Origin of the sequence: Streptomyces sp. NBC_00554 (assembly GCF_041431135.1) — a bacterium.
Classification (GTDB): domain Bacteria; phylum Actinomycetota; class Actinomycetes; order Streptomycetales; family Streptomycetaceae; genus Streptomyces.
The window spans coordinates 221,261-245,929 of record NZ_CP107799.1 but is presented as its reverse complement, the minus strand read 5'-3'; the positions used below and the strand labels follow the sequence as shown (position 1 = coordinate 245,929).

The window sequence follows — 24,669 nt, the reverse complement described above, 5'->3', positions numbered from 1 at the left end:
CAGGTTCGGTGACTCCCGCGACGTCAGGTGGTCATCGACGTGGCCTTGTCGACGTCCGCGGTGAGCATGTCCCGCAGGGCCGACTTGTCCACCTTGCCCAGCCCCCGTACGGGCAACTCGCTCACTATCTCCAGCTGTTCGGGGATCTTCTGCTCCATCAGACCGGCCTTGCGGAAGTGGTCCGCGATATCGGCGAGCAAGGGCGCGGGGGCACCCGCGCGCAGGACGAGCACCGCACAGACTCGCTCGCCCCGCTGGGCGTCGGGCAGCCCGATGACGGCCGCCTGGTCGACCGACGGATGATCCGACAGGAGCTGTTCGAGCTCCTGGGGCGCGATCTTCTCGCCCTTGCGGATGATCAGATCCTTGACCCGTCCGGTGAGTTCGACGTGGCCGTCCGGCCGGAGGTGGCCGCGGTCCCCGGTCCTGAACCAGCCTTCCTTCGTGAACGACTCGGCCGTCTGCCGGCTGTCGGTGTATCCGAGGCAGACCGTCGCGCCCCGGATCTGGATCTCACCGTCGACGCCCACCGGAACGCTCTCCTCGCCGTCCATGACCCTGAGTTCGAGGCCCGGGGCGGGCCTGCCCTCGGTCTCCCGCAGCTGCTCGTCCCCGTCGTGGAGCGCCGCCACGCAGACCATGGGGGACTCCGTCATCCCGTAGCAGTGCAGGAGCCGGGCCCCCAGCTCGTCGCGGACCTCGTCGAAGAGGTGCGGAGGACAGGGAGCGCCGCCTCCGGTGACCGTCCTCAGGGTGGGAAGAACCGGGGTCGCTGGCCGTTTGCGCTGCTCGGTGAGCAGTGCCTGGTAGAAGACCGGTCCGCCCCCGACCAGCGTGGCCCGGTGCCGTCGCAGCACCTCAAGCCCTTCCGTGGGGGTGAACGCCTCCAGGAGGACACACGCGCTGCCGCTCGACAACGCGGAGGCCAGCTGGAGCGGTCCGCCCACGTGCGCGACCGGAAAGGGTACGCAGCAGACCTCGTCGGCCGACTCGCCGGTCCGGGTGCGGACGGCGTGCGCGTACGCGGCGGTCAGCAGCGAACCGTCCGTGTGCAGGGCCCCCTTCGGCAGCCCGCTGGATCCGGAGGTGAAGAAGATCCACCGGATCTGGTCACCCTCCGTCGGGGCGGGTGGCAGGGTGGACACATCGTCGAGTTCGGGGGCGAGTGGCCCGACCGTGAGGACACGCGGCGCGGACGGGACGCCGCGAGCCATCTCCTCGTAGTCCGTGCCGTGCCAGGTGCCGGGCACCAGGAGCCACTCCGCTCCGCTCCCCTCGACCGCCGCGCCGACCTCGCGCAGACGGTATTGGGCGATCACCGGGGCCTGGACGGCTCCCAGCCGTGACAGGGCGGCCATCACCAGCACGGTGCTCGTGCGGGTGGGGAGCTGCCAGGCCACTCGGCTGCCGGGACCTATGCCGTGTGCCCCGAGGGCTGCCGCGACCCGATCGGTCCGGTCGCGGAAGTCGGCGAACGAGAGCCGGGTGTCGTGCTCGTCGAGAAGGAATGTCCTGCCGCCCGTGAGGTCCGCCCGGCGGCGTATGAGTTCGGTGAGCGAGGTGGGACGCAGCAGCCCCGCCTCGTAAGCGTCTCTGTTCCGTTCCGGACCACTCGTCGTCAACGTCGTTCAGCTCCCGTCCGTGACGTCCGCTCGCTGCCAGAAAGTGACAGTAACGTCTGACCGGAGTTTGTCCAGAGCGGCGGCAGCCGTAGCTGTAATGAACTACACAGTGCTTGTTGCGATGCTTTCGTCTGAAGCTGGACCTCTATATCGTGCAAGGGAGTGACTGAACTGTCAGATTTGCTTGTGAGTGTGAGCGTCACGAGAAGGAGCACCGATGAGTCTGGATCTTGAATCGGCCAACCGCACCCTGGGTGGTCTGCGCCCCTACCCGGTCGCGGTGACCACGTTCGCGGACGGCCGTGCGGGCGGTCTGATGTCGCTGTCGGCGGGTGCGGCCGCCATCGTCCCGGAGGCGCCCCGGGTGACGATCAGCCTGACGAAGTACAACCTGACCCACGACATGGTGCTGAGCTCCGGCGTCTTCGCGATGCATCTGCTGGCCAACGACCCGGAGATCATTGATGCCTCGCTCGCCATCCTCATGGGGCTCGGCGGCAGTTCGGGGCGGGACGGGGACAAGATCGCGCCGTTCGCCACCAAACCGGGGGTCACCGGCGCGCCGATCCTGCTCGATGCCCTGAGCTATGTGGAGGGCCGCGTGGTGCACACGCTGGACGTGGAGGAGAGCACCATCTTCGTGGCCGACGTCGTCGGAGCCGAGACCCTCCGTGAGGGGCATCGGCTGAACGTGGGCGAGGCCTGGTCCCAACTTCCCCCGGCGTGGATCGAGCAGTACGAGACGAACCATGTGCCGCAGGTGGACAGTGCGCGGCGCAATCGCGGTCTGCTCGCCTGATCGGTGGACCGTCCGGTGTCCGCCCCGGTGGGGGGAGGGGGGCGGACACCGGACGCTCAGCTGCCCGCTCGCACCAGCAGTTCGCCGAGCCTGCCGATGTCGTGACGGAAGTCGTCCAGGCTCCTGCTCGTCGGTTCGATGGTGATCCAGGTGACGCCCGCGGCCGCGTACGCGGCCAGCCGGTCGCCGACGGCCGTGGCGAACTCGTCGACGTCGCCCGAGCGCAGCAGATGGCTCTCGAAGGGCGCGAACGCCACGTCCAGCGGGGCGAGTCCGGCCGTCGACCGCTCGGTCTGCGCCGCGGAGACGAGGGTGCGCAGCTCGTCGATGCTCTCCAGAGCCGGTGTCCTGGTGATCGCGGCCGTCTCGGCCGACTGGGCCATCGGCAGCCAGCCGTCCCCGAGAGTGACGGCGCGCCTGCGGGCCGCCGCGCTGTTCCCGCCGATCCAGATCGGCGGGCCGCCCTTCTGGACCGGTGCCGGCAGCATCGTGTGGCCGCGCGTGGGGAATGCGGGATCGTCGTGGTCCGTGCCCGCCCAGGCCGCCCGCATCGCCGGGATGGCGGCGTTCAGCAGCGCCCCCCGCCGGGTGAAGTCGGCGTCCAGGACCTCGAATTCGGAGCGCAGGTACCCGGCGGCCATGCCCACGATCAGCCGGCCCTGAGAGACGGTGTCGAGGCTCGATATCGCCTTCGCGGAGAGATACGGGTGGCGGTATCCGGGCACCATGACGTACGTGATCAGCTTGACGCGGCTGGTGTGCGCGGCCATGAACGTCAGTGACACGAACGGGTCGAAGGCGTGGTGGCCCCCGTTGCCCAGCCAGGCGTCGTCCGGATAGGGGTGCTCGCTCATCGAAAGACCGTCGAAGCCGGCCTCTTCGACGATGCGGGCCACTTCACCCAGGTCCGAGCCCTGGATCCAGCGGTCGTAGTGCTTGACGGCGCGCATGGGGAACATCAGGTTGAATCGCATCGGTACGGCAACCTCCTTGTCGAGAAGGACAGTTGGGGATGGTCGTACGGCAGTTCATCCGGCGGAAGCCGGTCGCGCCCGGCCCAGCAGATGGCGGGCCACGACCATGCGCTGGACCTCTGACGCGCCCTCGCCCAGCCGCTTGACCCGCAGATCGCGGAACCACCGCTCCAGCGGCAGCTCCTGGGACAGACCGAGCGCGCCGAACATCTGCACGCACCGGTCGACGACGCGGAACGCCGTCTCCGTCGCGAACACCTTGCACACGGAGGCATCGACTTTCACGTCCTTGCCCAGGTCGGCGTTCCAGGCCGCCTGGTACATCAGCAGGCGGGCCGCGCGGATCTCGATTTCGCTGTCCGCCAGCATCCACTGGATCGCCTGTTTGTCGGCGAGACGTGAGCCGAATACCTGACGCTCCTTCACCCACTCCACCGCCGAGTCGAGCGCCGCCTGCGCGATCCCGATCGGCCCCGCCGCGTACGCGATGCGACCGCGCACCAGGAAGTCGCCGGCCAGTGCGAAGCCCTCGCCCTCCGCGCCGATGCGGTTGGCGGCCGGGATACGGGCGTCCGCGAAGTGCAGCTCGTAGGGCGAGTAGGAGGCCATGACCCTGATGGGCGTCCGGGCCAGGCCGGGTGTCGAGGTCTCCACGATGAAGCAGCTGATGCCGTCGCGGCGGCCGGGTTCACCGGTCCTGGCGTAGACGATGCCCCAGTCGGCCGTCCCGGCATGGCTGGTCCACAGCTTCGTACCGTTGAGGACGTAGTGGTCCCCGTCGCGTTCCGCGCGGCACTGGATGGCGCGGGCCGGGTCGGAGCCGCCGGATGCCTCGCTGATGGCCGTGAACGCGCGACCCGAGGACCCCTCGACGATGGGCCGGGCGTAGCGCTCGAACTGCTCCTGGGTGGCCCGGAACAACACACTCGGCGGGTTGCCGCCGAAGGCCCCGGCGGCCGGGAAGAACGCGCCCATCCGGCACTTGGCCGCCTCCTCCCCGACCACTACCTGGCCGAGCACACTCAGCCCCGCGCCCCCGTACTCCGCCGGCGTCTGCAGGGCCCACAGGCCCAGCGACCGCGCCTTCTCCTGGAGGGGCTTCAGCAGTTCGGAGGGCGCGCCCTCGGCGTCGTGTTCGAGTTTGTCCTCCAGTGGACGTACGTCGGACTCCATGAACCGTCGCACGGTGTCCCGCAGCATGCGGAACTCCTCCGGCAGCTCCCACGCGCCGGTGGGGAGGAGGCCCGGGTCACCGGTCGTGTCCTCGGCCATGTTTGTGGTCATGCGGTTGCTCCTGGCGGGTCAGGTCCATACGGCGAGGACGGCGGCGGCATCCACCGGCTCGCGCGGCGGGACGCGGGGTACAGCGGGGGCGGTACGGGAGAAGCGGGGGGCCGGGGCTGCCTGTTGGACGCCGTCGAGCTCGACGATTGCGTCGCGGGCGGCCATGTGCGGATGGCCCGCCACCTCGCCGAAGGAGAGCACCGGGGTCGTACAGGCGTCGCTGCCTGCGAAGACCTCGGTCCACTCGTCCCGGGTCCGGGAGGCGAAGGTCTCGGTGAAGAGCTTGCGCAGGGCGGGCCAGCAGGAGCGGTCCTGGCGGTCGGGGAGCGCCGCCGGGTCGAGGCCGAGGCGGAGTACCAACTCGTCGTAGAAGCGGGGTTCCAGGGCGCCGACGGCCATGTGGCGGCCGTCCGAGGTCTCGTAGACGTCGTAGAAGGGTGCGCCGGTGTCGAGGCGGTTGGTGCCGCGCTCGTCGCTCCACCGGCCGCGTCCGCGCTGGGACCAGATCATCTGGGCGAGGCCGCTCGCGCCGTCGACGATGGCCGCGTCGACCACCTGGCCGAGTCCGGAGCGTTGCCGTTCCACCAGCGCGGCGAGCACGCCGAGGACGAGGTAGAGGGATCCGCCGCCGAAGTCGCCGACCAGGTTGAGGGGGACGACGGGGCGCTCGCCCGCCCGGCCGATGGAGTGCAGGACGCCGGTGAGCGCGATGTAGTTGATGTCGTGCCCCGCGGTGGCGGAAAGCGGGCCGTTCTGGCCCCACCCGGTCATCCGGGCGTAGACGAGCCCCGGATTGCGGGCGGAGCAGTCGGCGGGCCCGAGGCCGAGCCGCTCGGTGACACCCGGCCGGAACCCCTCGATCAGCACGTCCGCGCGGGCTGCCAGGCCGAGCACGGTCTCCCGGCCCGCGGGCGACTTGAGGTCGGCCTCGATGTAGCGACGCCCGCGCAGCAGTTGGTCTCCGGGCGGATCCTCGGGCGTGCCGGGTCGCTGCACGCGTACGACGTCCGCGCCGAGATCGGCCAGAAGCATCGCGGCGTGCGGTCCGGGCCCCATGCCCGCCAGCTCCAGGACCCGTGTCCCGGCGAGCGGTCCTGCCATGTGGCCTCCCTCTCTATGGTCTGTATCTGACGTTGGTATCACACAATGAAGTGCCTGATCTGTCGATGGTTACGACAGATTACGTCTCGTACATCTCTAGAATCTGACGGCATGTGTACGGTAGAAACTGAAGCTGCGACCCATCGACTGGAGGTCCCATGCTGGTCGGCGACATTCCCCGCCGTAACGCCCGGCGCTACCCGACGAAGACCGCGCTGGCGTACGGCGACACCCGGCTGAGCTGGGCGGCGGTGGACGAGCGTGCCAACCGGCTGGCCACCCATCTGCTCTCGCGCGGCCTGGGCATGGGGGACCGCGTCCTCGTCATGGCCCGCAACTGCCTGGAGTGGCCCGAGATCGCCTTCGGCCTCGCCAAGGCGGGACTCGTCCTCGTGCCGGTGAACATACGGCTCGCGCCGGACGAGGTCGCCTACGTCATGGCCGACTCGGGAGCGCGCGCCGGCATCCTCCACACCGACCAGGCGGAGACCTTCGGCGAGGTGATGTCCGGCCTGGAATTCCTGCTGGAGATCGGCGGTAGCGAGGCGGGCGACGACTACGAGACCGCGCTGTCCAAGGGGCGCGCGGTGGATCCCACCCCGGGCGCGCTGACCGCCTCGGACATCCAGTTCATCCTCTACACCAGTGGAACGACCGGTCGCGCCAAGGGAGTTGTCCACGAGCACCGCGGCATGCTCGCGCAGGTCCTGGACACCACGATCTCCACGGACGCCCGGCACTCCGACGTGATGCTCGCGACCACGCCCTTCTTCACCGCCGGCGGCATGGTCCGTACGCTCTCCTGGCTCTATCTCGGCCAGACGATGGTCATCCACCCGCGTTTCGATGCCGAGTCCGTCCTCGACGAGATCGAGCGAAGCCGGGTGACCTTCACGACCTTCATCCCGACGATGCTCCAGCGCACGCTGCGGCTGCTGGAGGAGGGGTCGTCGCGGGACGTGTCGAGCCTGCGCAGGATCAGCTACGGATCGGCGCCGGTGCCGGTGGGCCTGGCGGCCAGGGCCATGGATCTGCTGGGCTGCGACCTCCAGCAGCGGTACGGGCTGACCGAGGCGGGCGGCCAGGTGACGATCCTCGGCCCGCGGGAGCACCGGGCGGCGGTCGCCGGGCAGGAGTCGTTGCTGACCTCCTGCGGCCGTGAGACCCCGCACGCCGAGATCAGCGTCGTCGGCGAGGACGGCGAGGAACTCCCGCCGGGCGAAGTGGGGGAGATCGTCATCCGGTGCGATTCGGCGGCCCGCGGCTACTGGAACAACCCGGAGCAGACCGCCCAGGTGTTCCGGCCCGGGGGACTGTGGTCCGGCGACCTGGGGCGCCTCGACGAGGACGGCTATCTGCACATCGAGGGCCGTCGCACCGACATGATCATCTCCGGCGGGTTCAACGTCTACCCGGCCGAACTGGAGCGCGTGATCGGCGGCCATCGGGGCGTCGACGTGGTCGCTGTCGTCGGCGTGCCGCACCAGGAGTGGGGCGAGACGCCGGTCGCGGTCGTGGTGCCCAAGGGCCCCGCCCCCGCCGACACGGGGGCGCTCCAGGAGGAGCTGCGGGCACTGTGCCGGGAGCGTCTCGCGGGGTACAAGCAGCCCCGCTCGTTCGTCTTCCGTACCTGGGACTCACTGCCGCTGGGTCCGGCCGGCAAGGTCCTCAAGCGCGAACTGCGCGCACAACTCGTGTGACGCGCGGGAACCGACAACGCAGAGCGGAGTGGCCATGGCAAGCGCCAAGACCTTCGAACGGGACGAAGTCGAGAGCGCGTTCCGGCACTACTTCCTGACCGGCCCGGTCCACGAGGACTGGGTCGCCTGGGGGAAGCTCTTCCTGGACGACGCCCCCTACAACGACCACTACTACGGCACCTTCCACGGGCCCGAGGAGATCGCGTACTTCCTGGACGGCACCATGTCGTTCGCGGCGCACGTCTACTCGCCCCTGGTCTGGTACAACATCGACGGCAACCAGGTCGTCTACAAGGTCACCAACCGCGCGGACAACCCCGAACCCGGCGGCCCGCCCATCGAGTTCCCCTCCCTCCAGGTCATCCAGTACGCGGGCGGTGGCAAGTGGGCCTCGGAGGAGGACTGGTGGACGCCCCAGGAGATGAAGCTCTTCAACCAGCACTACACCGAGGCTCGCGAGCGCGCGGGGCAGAGCGGCCCGTTCCCGCTGAGCCGCAAGGACTGGGGGGAGTGGGTGGACTGGGCCCGGCTGCCGGAGGGTGCCGATCCGAAGCCGTCGTGGCTCGGCCGTGACGTCAAGCCGATCACGCACATCAAGGAGATGACCAAGGGCGTACGGCATCCGCGTCCCGGTTCCGCCCGGCGTTCCTGACCGCGTACGGGTGCGGCGATGCTCAGGCGCTCAGCGCACGCCCCTGCGCAGCCGCACCCGGTACGTGTACTGCTCGGGCAGGAAGTAACTGGTGGACTGCTCAAGCGGCTCGGACCCGGTGGTGCAGTACAGCCGGTCGATGCGCAGCAGCGGATCGCCCGGCCGGCAGCCGAGCAGCTCCGCGGTCGACGCATCCGCCGCCGTGGCGGTGATGGACTGGTCGGCCTCCAGGACGGGGATCCGCAGCCGCGCCTCGATCAGCCCGATGATGGTGAACGAGCTTTTCGCCCCGGCCGCGGACAATTCCTCGGCGTCCCCCAGGGCCTGCCCGACGTCGGGGCGCAGGCGCACGGTCGTCACACAGAACGGCGCGCCGCCGTGCAGCCGCCGAAACACCACCTCGTACACCGCGTCGGAGTCGAGCTGAAGCCGCCCCGCCGCCTCGATGTCGACGCGGCGCCGCAGCGGGCTCAGGACCTCCATGTCGGTGTCCAGAGACAGGCTCATCAGGTCTTCCACGCTGCCGAACTGCCGCAGATACCGGCTGCCGTGCTCGGTGGCGAAGGTGCCCCGGCCCGGGACGCGATGCACCATGCCTTCGGCGACCAGCTCCTGGAAGGCCCGCCGCACGGTCTGCCGGCTGACCGCGTACTGGACGGACAGCTCCGCCTCCGTCGGCAGCCGGCTTCCGTCGGCGTACCGCTGCCCGAGGAGCGCCTCGCGCAGTTCCCTCGCCACGGTCTGGTACGCCGCTTCCCGCTCGCGCTCCTTGGCGGCCATCTGCTCCGGCTCTCCTCGCTGTTGTTCCCGGCGGCTGCTGACCGGACAAGCATGCACCACAGGTCAGACCGCTCCGGCCGCGCGCAGCTCCTTGATCTGGGCGTCGGTGCGGCCGAGCTCCGAAAGGATCGCCGCCGTGTGTTCCCCGGCCTCCGGCACGGGATCCATGCGGGGCTCCACTCCGCCCAGCGTGGCCGGCGGGAGGAGGGCGTCGACGGGGCCGCCGGGCGTGCCGACTTGGCGCCAGCGGTCGCGGCCGGTGAGGACCGGGTGGTCCAGCAGGTCGGAGACGGAGTTCAGCCGCGCGTTCGCCACGCCGGCCCGGTCCAGGAGCTTCACCGCCTCGCCGGTGCCCAGTTCGGCGAACCGACGCGCGACGACGGCCTCCAGGACATCGCGGTGGGCCACGCGCGCGGAGTTGCGGGCGAACCGCTCGTCGGTCGCGAGCCCCGGATCCTCGAGTACGACCTCGCACAGCGCGGCCCATTCGCGTTCGTTCTGCACCGCGAGCAGCACCGTGCCGCCGTCGCCGGTGGTGAAGGGCCCGTACGGTGCGATCGTGGCATGCCGGGCCCCGGTGCGCGGTGGCTGAGTGCCGCCGTACCGGGTGTAGTAGGCGGGCTGGCCCATCCACTCGGCCAGCGCCTCGAAGAGCGACACCTCCACCGGGGCAGCGTGACCCGTGGTCGCGCGCTGGTAGAGCGAGGTGAGGATCCCGGAGTAGGCGTACATCCCGGCGGCGATGTCGGCCACCGAGATCCCCGCCTTCGCCGCCTCCTCGGGGCTGCCGGTGACCGAGACAAGACCCGTCTCGCACTGGACCAGCAGGTCGTACGCCTTCCGGTCCGCCCAGGGTCCCGAGCCGCCGTACCCGGAGATGTCGCAGGTGATCAGTCGGGGGTGGCGCCGGGCCAGGTCGGCGCTGCCGAAGCCGAGGCGCGTGGTGGCCCCGGGGGCCAGGTTCTGCACGAAGACATCGGCCCGGCCCAGGAGTTCGTGGAGCACCGCGCGGGCGGCGGGTGTCTTGAGGTCGAGGGTCAGGGATTCCTTGGAGCGGTTGATCCAGACGAAATAGCTCGACTGACCGTGGACGGACTCGTCGTAACGCCGGGCGAAGTCCCCGCCCCCAAGGCGCTCCACCTTGATGACTCTCGCGCCCAGATCGGCGAGCTGGCGCGTGGCGTACGGAGCTGCCACCGCCTGCTCCAGGCTGACCACCGTGACACCGGACAGGGGAAGCATGCGGCCACCTTTCCATAATTTGTACGGCCATTTTCGCCGGGCCCCACGTGGCTGTCAATGACTATGGCATTGACATGGATGGATCTCGAGGCAAGACTTGACGTCGATATGGCCGTACAAATCGAGCGGCTACCGACTGAGCAGCGGAGGGGCCGGGCACCGATGGCTGGACTGGAGGACTACTTCGCGGACTGGAAGCCGGCACCGGACATCACCGAGGACGTGATCACCGAGGCGCCGGCCGCGGCGCTGGCCGCAGTCCTCGACGTCCCGGAGACGGCGCCCGGCTCGGGAGAGCCGCTGCCGCCGCTGTGGCACTGGCTGTACTTCCTCGACGCGCCGCCACAGCGGGAGTTGGGGGCCGACGGGCATCCCGCGCACGGCCGTTTCCTCCCCCCGGTGCCCGACCGCACCCGGATGTTCGCGGGCGGCAGACTGCGGGTCGAGCACCCCCTCGTGGTCGGCCGGCCCGCCGAGCGCCGATCCGAACTCGCGGATGTCGCCGTCAAACGGGGACGCAGCGGCGAGCTGGCCTTCGTGACCGTCCGCCACGAGGTATGGCAGCAGGGGCGTACCTGCCTGGTGGAGGAGCAGGACCTGGTGTACCGATCGGGCCGGGGCACTCGCGCCGCACGTACGACATCGGCCCAGCCGCCGGAAGTCCCTTCCGGTGGCTGGCAGTTGACCCTCGAACCCGACCCCGTCCTGCTCTTCCGGTTCAGCGCGCTGACCGGCAACGCCCACCGCATCCACTACGACGAGCCCTACGCCAGGGACGTCGAGGGATACCCCGGTCTGGTCGTGCACGGCCCGCTGCTCGCCGTCGCGATGCTGGAGACGGTCCGCCGCCATGCGCCGCAGCGCCGGGTCGAGTCCCTGTCGTACCGCCTGCGCGCTCCGGCCTTCGCCGGGGAGCGGCTGCGGATCGACGCCGAACCGACCGGAGCCGACGGCGATTGCGCGGTCCTCACCACCCGCGTCGCCGACACCCTGGCCGCCAGCGCCGTGGCGGAGCTGCGATGACCCACGCCCCCGAAGGGATCGAGCGGACCGTGGCCGCCGCGCGGAGCCTGCTGTTCGTGCCCGGAGACCGGCCCGACCGGTTCGACAAGGCCGTCGCCAGTGGCGCCGACCTCGTCGTGCTGGACCTGGAGGACGCGGTCGCCCCGGAACGGAAGGCCGCGGCCCGGGAGTTCGTCCGGGACTGGCTGACGGGCGGCCACCCCGCGCTCGTACGGGTCAACGCCCACGGCACCCCCTGGTCCGCGGACGACCTGGCGATGGTCCATGCCACGGGCGCCGCGCTGATGGTGCCCAAGGCCGAGGACCCGGCCCGGCTCGCCGTCCGCCGTACGGTGCAGGTCCCGCTGATCGAGACCGCGCTGGGCGTGCTGCGGGCCGGGGAGCTGTGCGTGGTGCCCGGCGTCGTACGACCGGCCTTCGGCAGTATCGACCTCGCCGCCCAGCTCGGCGTCGACCCGGACGACCGCGAGGCGTTGCGTCACGCACGCGCCACGTTGGTCCTCGCCGCCGCGGCAGCCTCGGTCGCGCCGCCCGTCGACGGTGTCACCACGGCGGTGAACGACACCGGGGCCGTGCGCGACGACACCGCGTACGCGGCCCGCCTGGGCTTCTCCGGGAAGCTGTGCGTCCACCCCCGGCAGGTGACCGCGGTGCACGAGGCACTGGCCCCGACGCCCGGGCAGGTGCGCTGGGCACGAGAAGTCGTCGAGGCCGCCGCAGGCAACGCGGTCGTCGTACTCGACGGAAACATGATCGACAAGCCAGTGGTCGACCGAGCCCGGCGGCTGCTCGTACGCGCCGGGGACCGGGGCCGGACCGAACCGGCCGCCCCGACCACCCCCTGAGGAGGCAGCAAGGTGTTGTACGGACTCGACGCCGAGGAGCGTGCCGTCGTGGCCACCGTCCGCGACTTCGTGGACAACGAAGTGCGACCGGTCGCCAGAGAGCTGGAACACGCCAACACATATCCCGAAGAACTCATCGACCAGATGAAGGAGTTGGGCGTCTTCGGCCTCGCCGTCCCCGAGCCGTACGGGGAGGTCCTGGTGTCCGCCGTCTGCTACGCCCAGGTCACCGAGGAACTCGCGCGCGGCTGGATGAGCCTCGCCGGCGCCATGGGCGGGCACACGGTGGTGTGCAAGCTCATCGACACCTTCGGCACCGCCGAGCAGAAGAAGACATACCTGCCCCGGCTGGCCACCGGCGAACTGCGGGCCACCATGGCACTGACCGAACCGGGCGGCGGCTCGGACCTGCAGGCGATGCGCACGCACGCCCTCCGCGACGGCGGCGACTACGTGATCAACGGCTCCAAGACCTGGATCACCAACGCCCGCCGCTCCGGCCTGGTCGCCCTGCTCTGCAAGACCGACCCGACGGCCACCCCCGCCCACCGGGGCATGAGCATCCTGCTGGTGGAGAAGGTTCCCGGCTTCACCGTCTCCAAGGACCTGCCCAAGCTCGGCTACAAGGGAGTGGAGAGCTGTGAACTCTCCTTCGACGACGCCCGCGTACCCGGCGACGCACTGCTCGGCGGTGAGGAGGGGCACGGCTTCGCACAGATGATGAAGGGCCTGGAGACCGGCCGCATCCAGGTCGCCGCCCGCGCCACCGGCGTGGCCCGCGCCGCCCTCGACGACGCGCTGCGGTATGCCCAGGAGCGGGAGAGCTTCGGCAAGCCCATCTGGCAGCACCAGTCGATCGGCAACCACCTCGCGGACATGGCGACCCGGCTGACCGCCGCCCGGCAACTGGTCCTGCACGCGGCAGCCCGGCTGGACGCGGGCGAGCGCTGCGACATGGAGGCGGGTATGGCCAAGCTCTTCGCCTCGGAGACGGCGATGGAGATCGCCCTCAACGCCCTGCGCATCCACGGAGGTTACGGCTACTCGACGGAGTTCGACGTCGAGCGGTACTTCCGGGACGCGCCGCTGATGATCGTCGGCGAGGGCACCAACGAGATCCAGCGGAACGTGATCGTCCGCCAGCTCGTGGCCCGAGGCGGCCTCCAGTGAGCACCCGTTCCGTACCGAACTGAGTGGACGGACAGGACCGTACTGAGTGGAAGGACACGACAGTTGGACCAGCAGCCCCCGGGTGCCCCGGGCCCCGAGTTCACCGTGCCGGTCGAGCGCGGGAAGATCCGCGAGTTCGCCACCGCCATGCAGTCACAGCACCCCGCGTATCAGGAGCCGGACGCCGTCGTCCCGCCCACGTTCCTCGTCTCCTCCGCCTTCTGGGCGCCGGACGGCGCACGCCCCGACACCGGATTCGACCGCCGCCGGTTGCTCCACGGCGAACAGGAGTACGTCTTCCACGGTCCTCCACCCCGGGCAGGCCAGGTACTGACCGCCCGTGTCCGCCTCGCCGAGCGTTACGAGAAACCCGGCAAGCGGGGCGGGACCATGAGGTTCGCCGTGATCGTCACCGAATTCCGTGACGAGAAGGGCGAGTTGGTCGCCGAACAGCGCTCGACGCTCATCGAGACGGCCAAGGCCCCCAAGCCGCAGCAGGCGAAGGAGGACGGCCAGTGACCACCACTCCCGTACCGGAACTCATGGTCGGGACGACCGGCGAGCCGCGTGCCTTCGGCCCGCTGACCCGCGCCATGTTCGTGCGCTACGCGGGCGCCTCCGGAGACTTCAACCCCATCCACTACGACGAGGAGTACGCGCAGGGAGCAGGCTTCCCCTCGGTCTTCTCCCAGGGCATGCACCAGGCCGCACTGCTCTCGACGTACGCCACCGACTGGCTGGGCGCCGAGAACGTCCGCCGCTTCCACGTCCGGTTCCGCGAACAGGTGTGGCCGGGCGACGTGCTGACCTGCGCGGGGCGGGTCATCGGTGTCCAACCGCAGACAGCGGGCGGGGCCTTGGTGACGGTCGAGCTGACCTGCACCCGGCAGACCGGCGGGGTGGCGATCGCGGGATCGGCGGACTTCCTGGTCGGCGGCTGAGGGGCGCTTGGCGGTCGCACGCAGCAAGGAGCGGGCCCGAACCGCGAGGTTCGGGCCCGCTGCTTACTGCGTGTCGTCAGCCGCCGAGTCGCAGCCCCGCCGCCTGCGTACCGAAAAGGTCGCGGCTGAAGACCTGGCCGAGTTGGGTCGCGTCCCAGCGCTTGCCCTCGCCGGAGACGGTGCGGGATTCGGTCCAGCCCTGCATGAGCTGGATGTTCCCGCCCACCGCACGGATGACCTGACCGCTGACATGGCCGGCCTCCCCGCTCGCGAGCCAGGCCACGACCGGGCTGCACAGCGAGGGGTCCTTGGGGTCGTACTCGCCCTCGGGGCGCTCGTCGGGTTCCAGCGGTGCGGGCGCCCCCGGCATGGTGGACGAAATGCGGGTGATGCCGCCCGGACCGATGGCGTTGACCGTGACGCCGATGGAGGCCAGCTCCAGACTGAGCGTCAGGGTGAGGCCGACGATCGCGGCCTTGGCCGCGGCGTAGTTGGTCTGGCCGAAGTTTCCGAGCAGCCCGGCACCCGAGGTGGTGTTGACGATGCGTCCGTACACCTTGCCGCTGTCACCGGCCTTGGCCAGCTCGCGCCACCGCTGCGCCGCCGCGTGACACGTGAGCCAGGTGCCCCGGACATGCACCCGCATCACCAGGTCGAAGTCCTCGGCCGACATGTTCCAGACCGCCCGGTCACGGACGATCCCGGCGTTGTTGACGAGGATGTCGAGCCGGCCGAACTGCTCGTACGCCTGGTCGACCAGCGCGGTGGCCTGGGCCTCGTCACCGACGTCGGCGAAGTTCGGCGCGGCCTTGCCGCCGCGTTCGGTGATGATGCCGGACACCTTCTCGGCGTCCCGGCCGCTGCCCTCGCCGCGCACCGAGCTGCCGAGGTCGTTGACGATCACGGTCGCACCGTGCCGGGCGAGCTCCAGGGCGTGGCCCCGCCCGATGCCGTGACCGGCGCCGGTCACGATGGCTACCTTGCCTTCGAGGAGGCGGGACATATCACTGCTCCTTGCTGTCGGAGGTGTTCGGGTGTTCGCGGGCGGGGCGGAAGACCGGTGCGGTCACCTCGTCACTGAGGACGCGATAAGTGACCTCCAACCGCATCCCGATCGCGAGGTCTTCAGGTGCGCAGTCGACGATGTTCGTCATCACCTTGGGGCCCTCGGCCAGTTCGACCAGGGCGGCCACATACGGGACCCGCTCCTTGAAGGGCGGCAGGTCGTTCACGAAGACCGTCGAGTACGTGTAGAGGGTCGCCCTGCCGCTCGCCTCCACCCACTCGACGTCCTCGCTCCAGCAGGAGGGGCAGAACGGCCTCGGGTAGTGGTGGACCGCACCGCAGGCGACACAGCGCACGACGAGGAACCGGCCCTCCCGCGCCGCGTCCCAGAACGGGCGGCTCTCCTCCTCGATGACGGGCAGCGCGCTCATCCTCACCACCCCAGGTAACGGGGCGTGCGGCGTTCCTTGAACGCGGCGATCCCCTCGGCCGAGTCATGGGCGTACGACTGCAGGTCCTGCAGGGCGCCCTCCAGCAGGAAGGACTCCTCGCGGTCACCGTCCAACGAACGGTTGAACAGCTTCTTGGTCAGCGCGATGGCGCCGGTGGGCGCGGCGGTGAGGCGTTCGCTCAACTCCGCCACGGCCTTCTCCAACTCCTCGGGCGGCACCACCCGGTTGACCAGACCGAGGTCGTGGGCGTCCTGGGCGGTGAGTTTGTCACCGAGGAAGGCGAGCTCCTTGGCCTTCTGCAGGCCGATGCGCCGCGGCAGCAGATACGCGCCGGCGGCATCCACCACCAGGCCGCGCAGCACGAACGACTCGATGAAGGTGGCCGTGTCGGCGGCCACCACCAGATCGGCGGCGAAGGCCAGATGGGCGCCCATCCCGGCGGCGGGGCCCTGGACGGCCGCGATCACCGGCTTGCCGCAGTCGAGCACGGCGGCGATCAGCCGCTGCGCGCCGCCCATGATCCGCCGCATGCCGTCGCCGACTCGTTTGGGCTCCGAGGAGTCGGCGTGGATACGGGTGACATCGGCGCCGGCGCAGAAGTGCCGGCCGTTCGCGGCCAGCACGACGACCCGCACCTCGGGGTCGGCGTCGGCCTGTTGGAGCAGCGCGATGATCCGGTCCCGGGCCTCGGGGGCGATCGCGTTGGCCGCCTCGGGCCTGTTCAGGGTGATTCGGGCGACCCCGTCGCCGAACTCGTGCAGTACATCAACGTCGTCGGTGCTCATCGGCGCTCTCCCTCGACGGCGACGGGGCTGAACTCGGCGTCCAGGTGCTTCAGCCCGCGCACGAAGTTGGAGCGCAGGGGCTGGGGTTCGCCGACCGCCCGGATGTCGGGAAGCAGCCGGAAGAGTTCACGGAAGGCGATGGTGATCTCCAGCCGTGCGAGGTGCGCGCCCAGGCAGAAGTGCGGTCCTGGCCCGCCGAAACCGATGTGGGGATTGGGGGAGCGGGTCACGTCGAAGCGGTCCGGGTCGTCGAAGACGTCCTCGTCCCGGTTGGCGGAGCAGTGCCACATGACGACCTTGTCGCCCTTCTTGAACTCCAGCTCGCCGAGGCGGACTCCGTCGGCGGCCACCGTGCGCCGCATGTGCACGACCGGGGACGAGTGGCGCACGATCTCTTCGACGGCGCTCGGCGCCACTGCCTCGAAGTCGGCCTGCCAGCGGGCACGTTCGGCGGGGTGCTCGGTGAGCAGCCGCAGGCCGTGGGCGATCGCGTTGCGCGTGGTCTCGTTGCCCGCGCCGACCAGCAGAATGAAGAAGGAGGCCAGTTCCTGCGGGGTGAGGACCTCTTCCCGGGTGCCGCCCGTGACCAGCGAGGTGATCAGGTCGTCGCGGGGTTCGGTGATCCTGGCCTCGGCCAACTCCCGGAGCAGCTCGGCGAGTTCGTTGGCCTTCGTGGCCAGGGCGGTGGCCACTCCGCGGGGGGACTGGTCGGCCACGTACTCGGGATCGCTGGCGCCAAGGACCACGTTGGTGGCCTCGAAGATGAACTGCTCCTCGCTGCGCGGGATCCCCATCAGGTCGTTGACGATCCGCAGCGGCAGCAGAGCGGCGACCTCGGTCACGAAGTCGATCCGCCCGCGCCCGGCGACCGAGGCGACGATCTCCCGGGTGGTCTCCTCGATGTGCGGAGCCAGTCCGGAGAGCATGCGCGGCGAGAACCCCCGCGAGACGATCCGACGCAGCCGGGTGTGCCGGGGGTCGTCCATGCTGATGATGGACCCGTAGAACTCCCGCAGATCGGGCGGGTTGTCGAAGATGTTGACGCCCTCGCCCGAGACGAACTCGTCGGGGCGACGGCTGACGTCGACGACGTCGGCGAACCGGGTGAGGGCGTAGAACCCCTCCTCCCGGCGGTTGCCCCGCAGATCGTGCTCGTGGAAGAACCGCCGCGGGTCGCTTGCGCGCAGGGTGCGAAAGGCGGCGTCCACCTCGGCCGCCGGGCGGGTCCAGAAGTCCAGGTCGTCCAGCTCTATGTCGTCGGTGAAGGGCAGGGGCACGGTCTCTCCCGTGGGCGGTTGGGCATGAAGGGCATGGCGGAAAGCGCGGCCTTCCGGCACGGCGACTCAGCCAGGGGCGGTGGGACTCAGCGATAGACCAGAACACCGCGCAGGTTCTTGCCGGCGCGCAGATCGTCGTAGCCCTCGTTGACGGCTTCCAGCGGGTAATGGCGGGTGACCATCGAGTCGAGGTCCACCTGACCCCGGCCCCAGAGTTCGAGGATCTTGGGGATGTCCGCGCGCGGGTTGCCGGATCCGTACAGCGAGCCCACCAACTGCTTCTCCGTGAGCGTGAGTTGCATCAGGCTGATGTCGATCGACGTCTCGGCGGCAGCGTGGACATTGGTGACGACGATCCGGCCGCGCTTCGCCGTCATGGCCATGGCCTGCTGGATCAGGGCGCCCCGGCCCACGCCCATCGTGCAGATGAACTTGTCGGCGCCGCGGTTCCAGGTGGCCTCGGAGACCAGCGACTCCGCCTCCTCCCACGAGGCGGCGACATGGGTGGCACCGAGCTGCAGCGCGGTTTCCTTCTTCTCCGGGACGGGTTCGATGGCCACGATCACCTTGGCGCCCGCCAGTCGGGCGCCCTGGATCGCGGCGCCGCCGATGCCGCCGACGCCGGCGACCACGACCGCGTCGCCGGGACGTACGTCGGCCGCGTAGACCGCGGAACCCCAGCCGGTGACGAAGCCGCAGCCCAGCAGACATGCTTTGTCCAGCGGGTAACCGGGGTCGATCTTGATGCAGCTCGCCTCGTTCACGACGGTGTGATGGGCGAAGGTGCCCAGCAGGCAGGCCGTCGAGAGGTCCTCGCCGTCCGCGCTGTGGTGGCGTGCGGTGCCGTCGGCGATCTGCCGTCCCTTGTACGTGTAGGCGCCGAGGTCGCACAGGCTCTGGTGGCCGGTGGAGCACGACGGGCAGCGGCCGCACGAGGGGATGAACCCGAAGACCACGTTGTCGCCGGGCTTGAGCCAGGACACGTGCTTTCCGGTCTCCAGGACGACGCCCGCGCCTTCGTGGCCGCCGATGCAGGGCAGCCGGAAGGGCATGTCGCCGGTGACGATGTGCTCGTCGGAATGGCACATCCCCGAGGCGTGCAGTTCGACCAGTACCTCGGTTTCCTTGGGCGGGTCGAGCGTGATCGGTTCGACCGACCAGGGGGTGTTGCGCTCCCGCAGCACCGCTGCAAGCGTCTCCATGGAACGGCTCTCTTTCTCTCCCGCGTCGCGGACGTGTGCCGTCAGCTCGCGGGAAGCACGATGGTCTGGAACTCGGTGTACGCGGAGATGCCCTCGGGCCCGGACTCCCGGCCGATCCCCGACCGCTTGAAGCCCCCGAACGGAGCGCACATGTCCAGCGGAGCCGAGGAGTTGACGGCGACGACGCCGGTGCGGATGCGGGTGGCGACCGCCTCGCCGCGGGCCGGGTCGGCGGTCCACACGGCACCGGCCAGGCCGTAGTCGGAGTCGTTGGCGAGGTCGACGGCGTCCTGCTCGCCCTCGTACGGCGTGACGGTGAGGACCGGCCCGAAGATCTCCTCGCGCGCGATGGCCATCTTGGGGTCGACATCGGCGAAGAGGGTCGGCTCGACGTACCAGCCGCGGTCCAGGTCCTTCGGGCGGCCACCGCCCACCACCAGGCGGGCGCCCTCGTCACGACCGGCTGCCAAGTATCCCTCGACCCGCGCACGCTGACGTTCCGTCACCAGCGGTCCCAGATCGGTGGCCTGGTCGTACGGATCGCCGACCCGCAGGGCGCCCACCGCCTCGGCGAGGGCGCCGACCACGTCGTCGTACCGTTCGCGCGGCACCAGCAGACGGGAAAGCGACGTGCAGACCTGGCCGCTGTTCGTCATCGCGCCGCCGACGAGTTGTCCGACGACGGCCGGCGTCAGGTCGACGTCGTCGAGCAGTATCGCGGCGGATTTGCCGCCCAGTTCGAGAGTGCAGCGGCGTACGTCGTTGCCGCACAGCTCGCCGATGCGGCGGCCGACCGCGGTGGAACCGGTGAAGCTCACCTTGTCCACGCCGGGGTGGCGCACCAGATGCTCACCGCCCTGCGCACCCGAAGGGACGATGCTCAGGACCCCTTCTGGTATCCCGGCCTCCTGCGCGGCCTCGGCCAGCAGAAAGGAGTGCAGGGGCGTCTCGACCGGCGGCTTCAGGACCACCGTCGCGCCCGCCACCAGGGCCGGGGCGAGCTTGAGTGCGGACACGAAGAGCGGCGTGTTCCACGGCACGATCGCCGCGACCACGCCCACCGGGACCTGCCGCACTCGTACGGTCGCACCCCGCGCTCCCTTCCGGGTCTCGGACCACGGGTAGTCGGCGGCGAATCGCGCGTACGCGTCGAAGACGCCCCGTGCGGTGCCGACCTGGACGAACGGCGACAGTTTGCGTGGCGTGCCGACCTCGCCGGTGAGAATGTCGGCGAACTCGTCGGCCCGGGCCCGAATCGCCGCGGCGAGCCGGGCCACCGCCTCCGCGCGCTCCACGGGGGGCAGCGCGGGCCAGGGACCGGAGTCGAAGGCGGTCCGGGCCGCTGTGACGGCCCGGTCCAGATCGGTGGCCGAGCCGAGAGGAACCCGCCCGATGGGTGTTTCGGTGGCGGGCGAGACCACTTCGATCGTCTCGTCACTGTCCGGGGCGGTCCAGCGGCCCCCGACAAAGAGAAGTTCGTGGGTGAGCAAGGCAAACCTTTCGGCCGGCGCCGGGACGGCCCACAGCCGTGCGGCGGCGCGTGAAGGCGGCCGGTACCGGGAGCTCGAAAGCAACCGTCTGCCGTCCCCTCGTTCATCGATTCTGGCAGTCGTGTCACTAAAAGGCAATTGTCGGTGGCGGCGGCCTCGGACCGCTCTCGGACCGCACTCGTGCCGTGCTCAAGCTCCACTCATGCCGCTCTCAGGCCGCTGAGGTGAAGTGCTGGACCAGCGGACCGAGCAAGTCCGGAGTGCTCCCGTGCAGAATCAACTCGTCCGCCCCGGCGTCGAGGTAGGCGCGCAGCCGGTCCGCGCAGGCCGCGGCCGGGCCGGCCGCGGATGCCGTGGCCAGCCACTCGGGCGGCAACGACCCGACCACATCGAGCAGTTCATGCCGGGTGAAGCGGTTGTCCGCGGCCCCGCGCAGACCCGCGAGCTTCGGGTGGGTGCGGAGTTTCTCCAGCTCGGCGGTGTCCCAGCCGTTCGCCCCGGCGAGCGTCTCGCCGAAGAAGGGGATCTGGAAGTATGTGACCGCCCGCGCCCCCACGACCGCGTTCTCCTCGTCCTCGGTGAGGTCGGGGGCCGTCACGACCTCGGCGTGGATCCGTACGGCCGCCGGATCCCGGCCCGCCTCCTCGGCCGCCTTCCGGACCAGGGCCGCCGACCTCGCGACGGCCTCCGGAGTGAGGAACGGATGCAGTATCGCCCCGTCGAAATGGCGCCCCGCGAGGGCGAGCGTCTTCGGTCCGATGGCGGCAAGCAGTACCGGCGGCACGGGCACGTCGGAGGGGAGATCGCCCAGCCGCAGATGGGGGAACCGCCCGGCCGGACCGTCGTACGACACCCGCTCGCCTCGGCACAGTCGGCGGAAGATGTCGGCCGAGTCGGTCAGTACGGCATTGCTCATCCGGGGTAGCCCCGCCGCCTTCCACAGCGCGTCGGTGGAGCGCCCGACGCCGAGCGTGAAGCGGCCCCCGGTGAGCGCTTGCAGGGTCATGGCGGTGGAGGCCAGCACCGCGGGGTGGCGGACGAGGAAGTGGGTGATTCCCGAGGCGATCCGGATCGTGTCGGTGGCCTGCCCGATGGCGCCGGCCAGTACCGCCAGGTCCTTGGTGCCCCAGCGTTCGCTGATCCAGACGCTGCCGAGCCCGAGGTGCTCGGCGGTGCGGGCCTCACCGACGGCCGGGCGGGGGTCCTGGACTCGGCCGGGCAGCACATAGGCGCCGAGGCGGGCCGGATCAGTTGTGTCAGTGGTCTTCATGGGGAGCGAGTCTGGCATTAGTGTCACTATTTTGGGAGCCCTCCCGGGAGCAGTCCGGGGGGAGTGGCTGAGGAGGAGCGGATGGCGGTCACGACACGGCGGGACCTGGAGGCCACTAGGCGGACACTGGCCGGCTGGCTGTCGATGCGGCTCGGGGCCAAGGCCGTGGACGTCAGGGAACTGGTGTTGCCGAAGGCGGGCTACTCCAACGAGACGGCGTATTTCGACGCGGTCTGGACCGGCCCGGACGGTGCGCGGCGCGAACACGGCTTCGTCCTGCGCGTTGAACCCACCGGTCATCAGCTCTTCGTGAAACCCGACGCCCTCCTCCAGGCCCGGACGATGCGGGCGCTGGCCCGTCACTCGTCCGTGCCGGTGCCGCACGTGTGGTTCACGGAGCAGGACGTCTCGCTCCTCGGCGCCCCGTTCTATGTGATGGACCGAGTGGCCGGCCGCATCCCCTCCGACGTTCCCAGCTGGCACAAACGCGGCTGGACGGTGGACCTGACCCCACAGGAACGCGGACGGCTCTACGACGAGGGGCTGACCCAGGTGGCCGCGCTGCACCGGATCGACTGGCGCGAGGGCTTCACCTTCCTCGCCCCCTCCGGCTCGCCCTCCGGTACCGCCCTGGAGGCCTACCTCGTACGCCTCGGCCAGTGGTACGAGTGGTGCGCCGACAGTCGTCACCGCGACGCCGAGGTGATCGACAGGGCGTGGGAGTACGTGCGGCGCCACCGGCCGAGGGACGCGGCCACCTCCGTGGTGTGGGGAGACGCCCGCGTCGGCAACATGATCTTCGAGGAGGATCTGTCGGTGGCGTCGCTGCTGGACTGGGAGACCGCCACCGTCGGGCCGCCCGGAATCGACCTGGGGTGGTGGCTGGTGTTCGACGAGTTCCTGTGTGAAGCGCAGGGGCTGACCCGGCTCGACGGGGTCCCGGACCGGGACGCGACCGTGGCGCGTTACGAGGAGCTGAGCGGCCGTCGCGCCCCCCATGTCGCGTACTACGAGATCGTCGCCGGGCTGGTGCTCGCCCTGATCAACAGCCGTCTGGCGGATCTCCTCGTCGCGAGCGGCAAGGTCGGCGAGGACGTGGCGGGCGAGTATGTCACCAGGGTCACGGGCATGCTGGCCAGGCGACTGGGGTGAAGAACGGGTCCGTCGACTCAGGGTCGTCTGACTGTCGCGTCACGGTAGTCTGGTGCGGCGGCACTCAGTGAACCCGTAGTGAGAGCGAGGGAGTCCACCATGACCGGTGACGCAGTCACCCGGCGCGCGAGCTACGGACCGAAGAGCCCCGTGGTCGGTGAACGGGGATCGCGCACCCGTAGGCAGATCGTGGACGTCACCCTCGACCTGTTCGCCACCTGGGGGTTCCACGCGACGTCGGTGGACGACATCGCCCGCGCCGCGGGGATCTCGCGGGCGACGCTCTACCAGTACTTCGAGAGCAAGGACCAGATCTTCGTCGAGCTGATGGAGGAGTGCGGTTCGGCGCTGCTTCGGGTGGTCCGGCGGCTCGGGCCGCTGGGTCCGACGACCGAGGGCTTCGACAACCTCCACTGGTGGCTGGGGGAGTGGGCCTGGGTCTACGACAAATACGCCACCATGTTCGTCCAGTGGGCCCACATCGACTCCTCCGAGGCGGCCGTCGGCGAGATGGTCACCGGCTTCTCCGACGCCTACGCCGATCGGATCTCGGTCCGGCTGGAGTCCTCCGGCGTCCGAACCGCCGACGTGCGCAACACCTCGATGGCACTGGCGGCCCTCGTCCACCGGGTGAACTACCTCCGGCACGTGGGGGAGAACCGCGGCCTCACCGACGAGATGGTCGTGGACAGCCTGGCGGTCGTCGTCCAGCTGGCGCTCTTCCCCGAGACTCCGGCCGAGATCCTGACCGCCCACGGACTGCAGGCCTCCGGCACGGATCTGCGCTCGCTGGGGCGCCCGCCGAAGCACCCGGCGCCCACCTCCGGCCGCTTCGACCACCTCAGCGTCCGCGCCCGCCGCACCGTCGACCATCTGCTGGACGCGGCCTCGCGTGCCTTCGCCGCCCGCGGCTACAACAGCGCGAACGTCGATGTCGTCGTCACCGAGGCCGGCGTCGCTCGCGGCACCTTCTACAAGTACTTCCAGGACAAGCTGGACCTGCTCACGGCACTGTCCGAGGAAGCCACCGGCCAGCTGTGCGAGTCGGCCGAGCGCTTCGCCGACATCCGTCCCGGAGACGGCGCGGCAGAGCAACTCCGCTCCTGGCTGGCGGAGTTCCTGCCGATCGAACAGCGCTACGCGGGTGTGCTCCGCGCCTGGGTCGAGCGGCAGCCGGACGACCCCACCGTACGGGCGCTCGGCTATCAGGTCGGCGCGAGCCTGGTTGACGCCCTGGGAGGGGTGCTGGCCCAGGTGAAACGCGCGTACCCGCTCAGCCCCGAGGTCGCCGCACTCGTCCTGATCGCGTTGCTGGAGCGGGTCCCCGACGAGCTGGCGGCCGGGAGCCGTCCGGCGAGCGGCGAGGCGATCATCGAGACCCTCGCGGAGTTCATCGAGCGGGGCCTGCTGGCCGGGGAGCCGGTGGCTTAGTCTGCCCGGCCTGCGGCCTGCCATTCGTCGTGGAGTTCGGCTGGGACCGCGGCGGCGAGCCGGTCGAGGGCGGCGTGGTTGGGGAAGAGCTGGACGACGTCGGCCCGGCGTTTGACCTCCCGGTTCAGCCGCTCCAGCGGGTTCGTGGACCAGATCTTCTTCCAGTGCGCCGGCGGTAAGTCCGCGAGCGCGGTGATAGCCGATGCGGCGTCCAGCAGCATGGTCTTGGCCTGGGGGAACTGCCGTCCGAGCATGTCGGCCACCACGTCCAGCTGGGTGCGGACGGCCTCGCCGGTGGTCTGCGCGAAGGTGGTATCGAAGCTCAGCTGAGCCCTCCGGCCCGAGCGGTTAGCGCGGGCGGCGCGCAGATAAGGGGGTTTCTCATCCGAATCCTGGACTGTTCCCAGACAAGGTTGTGAGCATCAGGCCCATTAACCGCTCGCATCTGTCCGCCAACGGCCCGGGAGCTCTC

23 protein-coding genes and 1 pseudogene are annotated in these 24,669 nt (G+C 70.3%); 10 read left to right on the top strand and 14 right to left on the bottom strand.

Annotated elements, in window-relative coordinates:
* Positions 1 to 23 precede the first annotated feature (23 nt).
* On the bottom strand, positions 24 to 1,622 hold the full coding sequence (locus OG266_RS01185) for a class I adenylate-forming enzyme family protein (RefSeq protein ID WP_371541625.1): 1,599 nt from the start codon (positions 1,620 to 1,622) through the stop codon (positions 24 to 26).
* 217 nt (positions 1,623 to 1,839) lie between these two features.
* Between OG266_RS01185 and OG266_RS01180 the strand changes: the two genes are divergently transcribed.
* A complete protein-coding gene (locus OG266_RS01180; protein WP_332880679.1) occupies positions 1,840 to 2,421 on the top strand; it encodes a flavin reductase family protein in 582 nt (193 codons plus the stop codon).
* A 56-nt stretch (positions 2,422 to 2,477) separates the two neighbouring features.
* Here the strand turns inward: OG266_RS01180 and OG266_RS01175 are convergent, their stop codons facing one another.
* The 3 genes from OG266_RS01175 to OG266_RS01165 are packed head-to-tail and all read right to left on the bottom strand — an operon-like array spanning position 2,478 to position 5,780.
* Positions 2,478 to 3,395, bottom strand: coding sequence for an LLM class F420-dependent oxidoreductase (locus OG266_RS01175; protein WP_371541623.1), 918 nt, complete (start codon positions 3,393 to 3,395; stop codon positions 2,478 to 2,480).
* A gap of 54 nt (positions 3,396 to 3,449) precedes the next feature.
* A complete protein-coding gene (locus OG266_RS01170; protein ID WP_371541620.1) occupies positions 3,450 to 4,679 on the bottom strand; it encodes an acyl-CoA dehydrogenase family protein in 1,230 nt (409 codons plus the stop codon).
* 18 nt (positions 4,680 to 4,697) lie between these two features.
* Complete coding sequence (locus OG266_RS01165) at positions 4,698 to 5,780, bottom strand: CaiB/BaiF CoA transferase family protein (protein ID WP_371541617.1); 1,083 nt, start codon at positions 5,778 to 5,780, stop codon at positions 4,698 to 4,700.
* A 158-nt stretch (positions 5,781 to 5,938) separates the two neighbouring features.
* Between OG266_RS01165 and OG266_RS01160 the strand changes: the two genes are divergently transcribed.
* Together OG266_RS01160 and OG266_RS01155 are read left to right on the top strand one after the other, a co-directional pair.
* Positions 5,939 to 7,480 (top strand): class I adenylate-forming enzyme family protein, encoded by a 1,542-nt coding sequence (locus OG266_RS01160; protein WP_371541614.1) that lies wholly within the window; start codon positions 5,939 to 5,941, stop codon positions 7,478 to 7,480.
* 34 nt (positions 7,481 to 7,514) lie between these two features.
* Positions 7,515 to 8,132: a nuclear transport factor 2 family protein gene (locus OG266_RS01155; protein ID WP_332880684.1), complete on the top strand. Its 618-nt coding sequence runs from the start codon at positions 7,515 to 7,517 to the stop codon at positions 8,130 to 8,132.
* A 30-nt stretch (positions 8,133 to 8,162) separates the two neighbouring features.
* Here OG266_RS01155 and OG266_RS01150 read toward each other — a convergent pair whose 3' ends face one another.
* On the bottom strand, positions 8,163 to 8,912 hold the full coding sequence (locus tag OG266_RS01150) for a GntR family transcriptional regulator (RefSeq protein WP_371541611.1): 750 nt from the start codon (positions 8,910 to 8,912) through the stop codon (positions 8,163 to 8,165).
* A 63-nt stretch (positions 8,913 to 8,975) separates the two neighbouring features.
* On the bottom strand, positions 8,976 to 10,154 hold the full coding sequence (locus OG266_RS01145) for a CaiB/BaiF CoA transferase family protein (RefSeq protein ID WP_371541608.1): 1,179 nt from the start codon (positions 10,152 to 10,154) through the stop codon (positions 8,976 to 8,978).
* Between the two features lie 162 nt (positions 10,155 to 10,316).
* Between OG266_RS01145 and OG266_RS01140 the strand changes: the two genes are divergently transcribed.
* The 5 genes from OG266_RS01140 (at position 10,317) to OG266_RS01120 (ending at position 14,133) form a co-directional block, all read left to right on the top strand.
* Positions 10,317 to 11,177 carry a MaoC family dehydratase N-terminal domain-containing protein gene (locus tag OG266_RS01140; RefSeq protein WP_371541605.1) on the top strand — a complete coding sequence of 287 codons (861 nt, stop codon included), beginning with the start codon at positions 10,317 to 10,319 and terminating at the stop codon, positions 11,175 to 11,177.
* Positions 11,174 to 12,022, top strand: a complete 849-nt coding sequence (locus OG266_RS01135; protein WP_371541602.1) for a CoA ester lyase — start codon at positions 11,174 to 11,176, stop codon at positions 12,020 to 12,022. Before OG266_RS01140 ends, OG266_RS01135 begins: the two co-directional genes overlap by 4 nt.
* A 12-nt stretch (positions 12,023 to 12,034) precedes the next feature.
* The gene (locus OG266_RS01130; protein ID WP_371541600.1) at positions 12,035 to 13,192 is read left to right on the top strand and encodes an acyl-CoA dehydrogenase family protein; all 1,158 of its coding nucleotides are present in this window, start codon (positions 12,035 to 12,037) and stop codon (positions 13,190 to 13,192) included.
* A 63-nt stretch (positions 13,193 to 13,255) separates the two neighbouring features.
* Positions 13,256 to 13,711, top strand: coding sequence for a MaoC family dehydratase N-terminal domain-containing protein (locus tag OG266_RS01125; RefSeq protein WP_371541598.1), 456 nt, complete (start codon positions 13,256 to 13,258; stop codon positions 13,709 to 13,711).
* On the top strand, positions 13,708 to 14,133 hold the full coding sequence (locus OG266_RS01120; RefSeq protein ID WP_371541595.1) for a MaoC/PaaZ C-terminal domain-containing protein: 426 nt from the start codon (positions 13,708 to 13,710) through the stop codon (positions 14,131 to 14,133). The genes OG266_RS01125 and OG266_RS01120 overlap by 4 nt, the downstream gene beginning before the upstream one ends.
* Before the next feature lie 76 nt (positions 14,134 to 14,209).
* Here the strand turns inward: OG266_RS01120 and OG266_RS01115 are convergent, their stop codons facing one another.
* The 7 genes from OG266_RS01115 to OG266_RS01085 all read right to left on the bottom strand — a co-directional run bounded on the left by OG266_RS01115 (position 14,210) and on the right by OG266_RS01085 (position 21,614).
* On the bottom strand, positions 14,210 to 15,136 hold the full coding sequence (locus tag OG266_RS01115; RefSeq protein WP_371541592.1) for an SDR family NAD(P)-dependent oxidoreductase: 927 nt from the start codon (positions 15,134 to 15,136) through the stop codon (positions 14,210 to 14,212).
* 1 nt (position 15,137) lies between these two features.
* The gene (locus OG266_RS01110; RefSeq protein WP_371541589.1) at positions 15,138 to 15,569 is read right to left on the bottom strand and encodes a Zn-ribbon domain-containing OB-fold protein; all 432 of its coding nucleotides are present in this window, start codon (positions 15,567 to 15,569) and stop codon (positions 15,138 to 15,140) included.
* A 2-nt stretch (positions 15,570 to 15,571) separates the two neighbouring features.
* Positions 15,572 to 16,375 carry an enoyl-CoA hydratase/isomerase family protein gene (locus OG266_RS01105; protein WP_371541587.1) on the bottom strand — a complete coding sequence of 268 codons (804 nt, stop codon included), beginning with the start codon at positions 16,373 to 16,375 and terminating at the stop codon, positions 15,572 to 15,574.
* Entirely contained in the window at positions 16,372 to 17,652 is a 1,281-nt protein-coding gene (locus OG266_RS01100; RefSeq protein WP_371541584.1) for a cytochrome P450, read from the bottom strand. The genes OG266_RS01105 and OG266_RS01100 overlap by 4 nt, the downstream gene beginning before the upstream one ends.
* Positions 17,653 to 17,738: 86 nt before the next feature.
* Positions 17,739 to 18,854, bottom strand: a complete 1,116-nt coding sequence (locus OG266_RS01095; protein WP_371541582.1) for an NDMA-dependent alcohol dehydrogenase — start codon at positions 18,852 to 18,854, stop codon at positions 17,739 to 17,741.
* Positions 18,855 to 18,895: 41 nt separating this feature from the next.
* Positions 18,896 to 20,344, bottom strand: coding sequence for an aldehyde dehydrogenase (locus tag OG266_RS01090; RefSeq protein WP_371541579.1), 1,449 nt, complete (start codon positions 20,342 to 20,344; stop codon positions 18,896 to 18,898).
* 211 nt (positions 20,345 to 20,555) lie between these two features.
* Positions 20,556 to 21,614: a TIGR03857 family LLM class F420-dependent oxidoreductase gene (locus OG266_RS01085; RefSeq protein WP_332880695.1), complete on the bottom strand. Its 1,059-nt coding sequence runs from the start codon at positions 21,612 to 21,614 to the stop codon at positions 20,556 to 20,558.
* Positions 21,615 to 21,695: 81 nt separating this feature from the next.
* Here OG266_RS01085 and OG266_RS01080 point away from each other — a divergent pair, with 81 nt between their 5' ends.
* Positions 21,696 to 22,766 (top strand): phosphotransferase family protein, encoded by a 1,071-nt coding sequence (locus OG266_RS01080; RefSeq protein ID WP_371541576.1) that lies wholly within the window; start codon positions 21,696 to 21,698, stop codon positions 22,764 to 22,766.
* Positions 22,767 to 22,865: 99 nt separating this feature from the next.
* The gene (locus OG266_RS01075; protein ID WP_371541574.1) at positions 22,866 to 24,197 is read left to right on the top strand and encodes a TetR/AcrR family transcriptional regulator; all 1,332 of its coding nucleotides are present in this window, start codon (positions 22,866 to 22,868) and stop codon (positions 24,195 to 24,197) included.
* A 5-nt stretch (positions 24,198 to 24,202) separates the two neighbouring features.
* Here the strand turns inward: OG266_RS01075 and OG266_RS01070 are convergent.
* Positions 24,203 to 24,511 (bottom strand): annotated as a pseudogene (locus OG266_RS01070) (transposase); the annotation flags it as partial.
* Positions 24,512 to 24,669 lie beyond the last annotated feature (158 nt).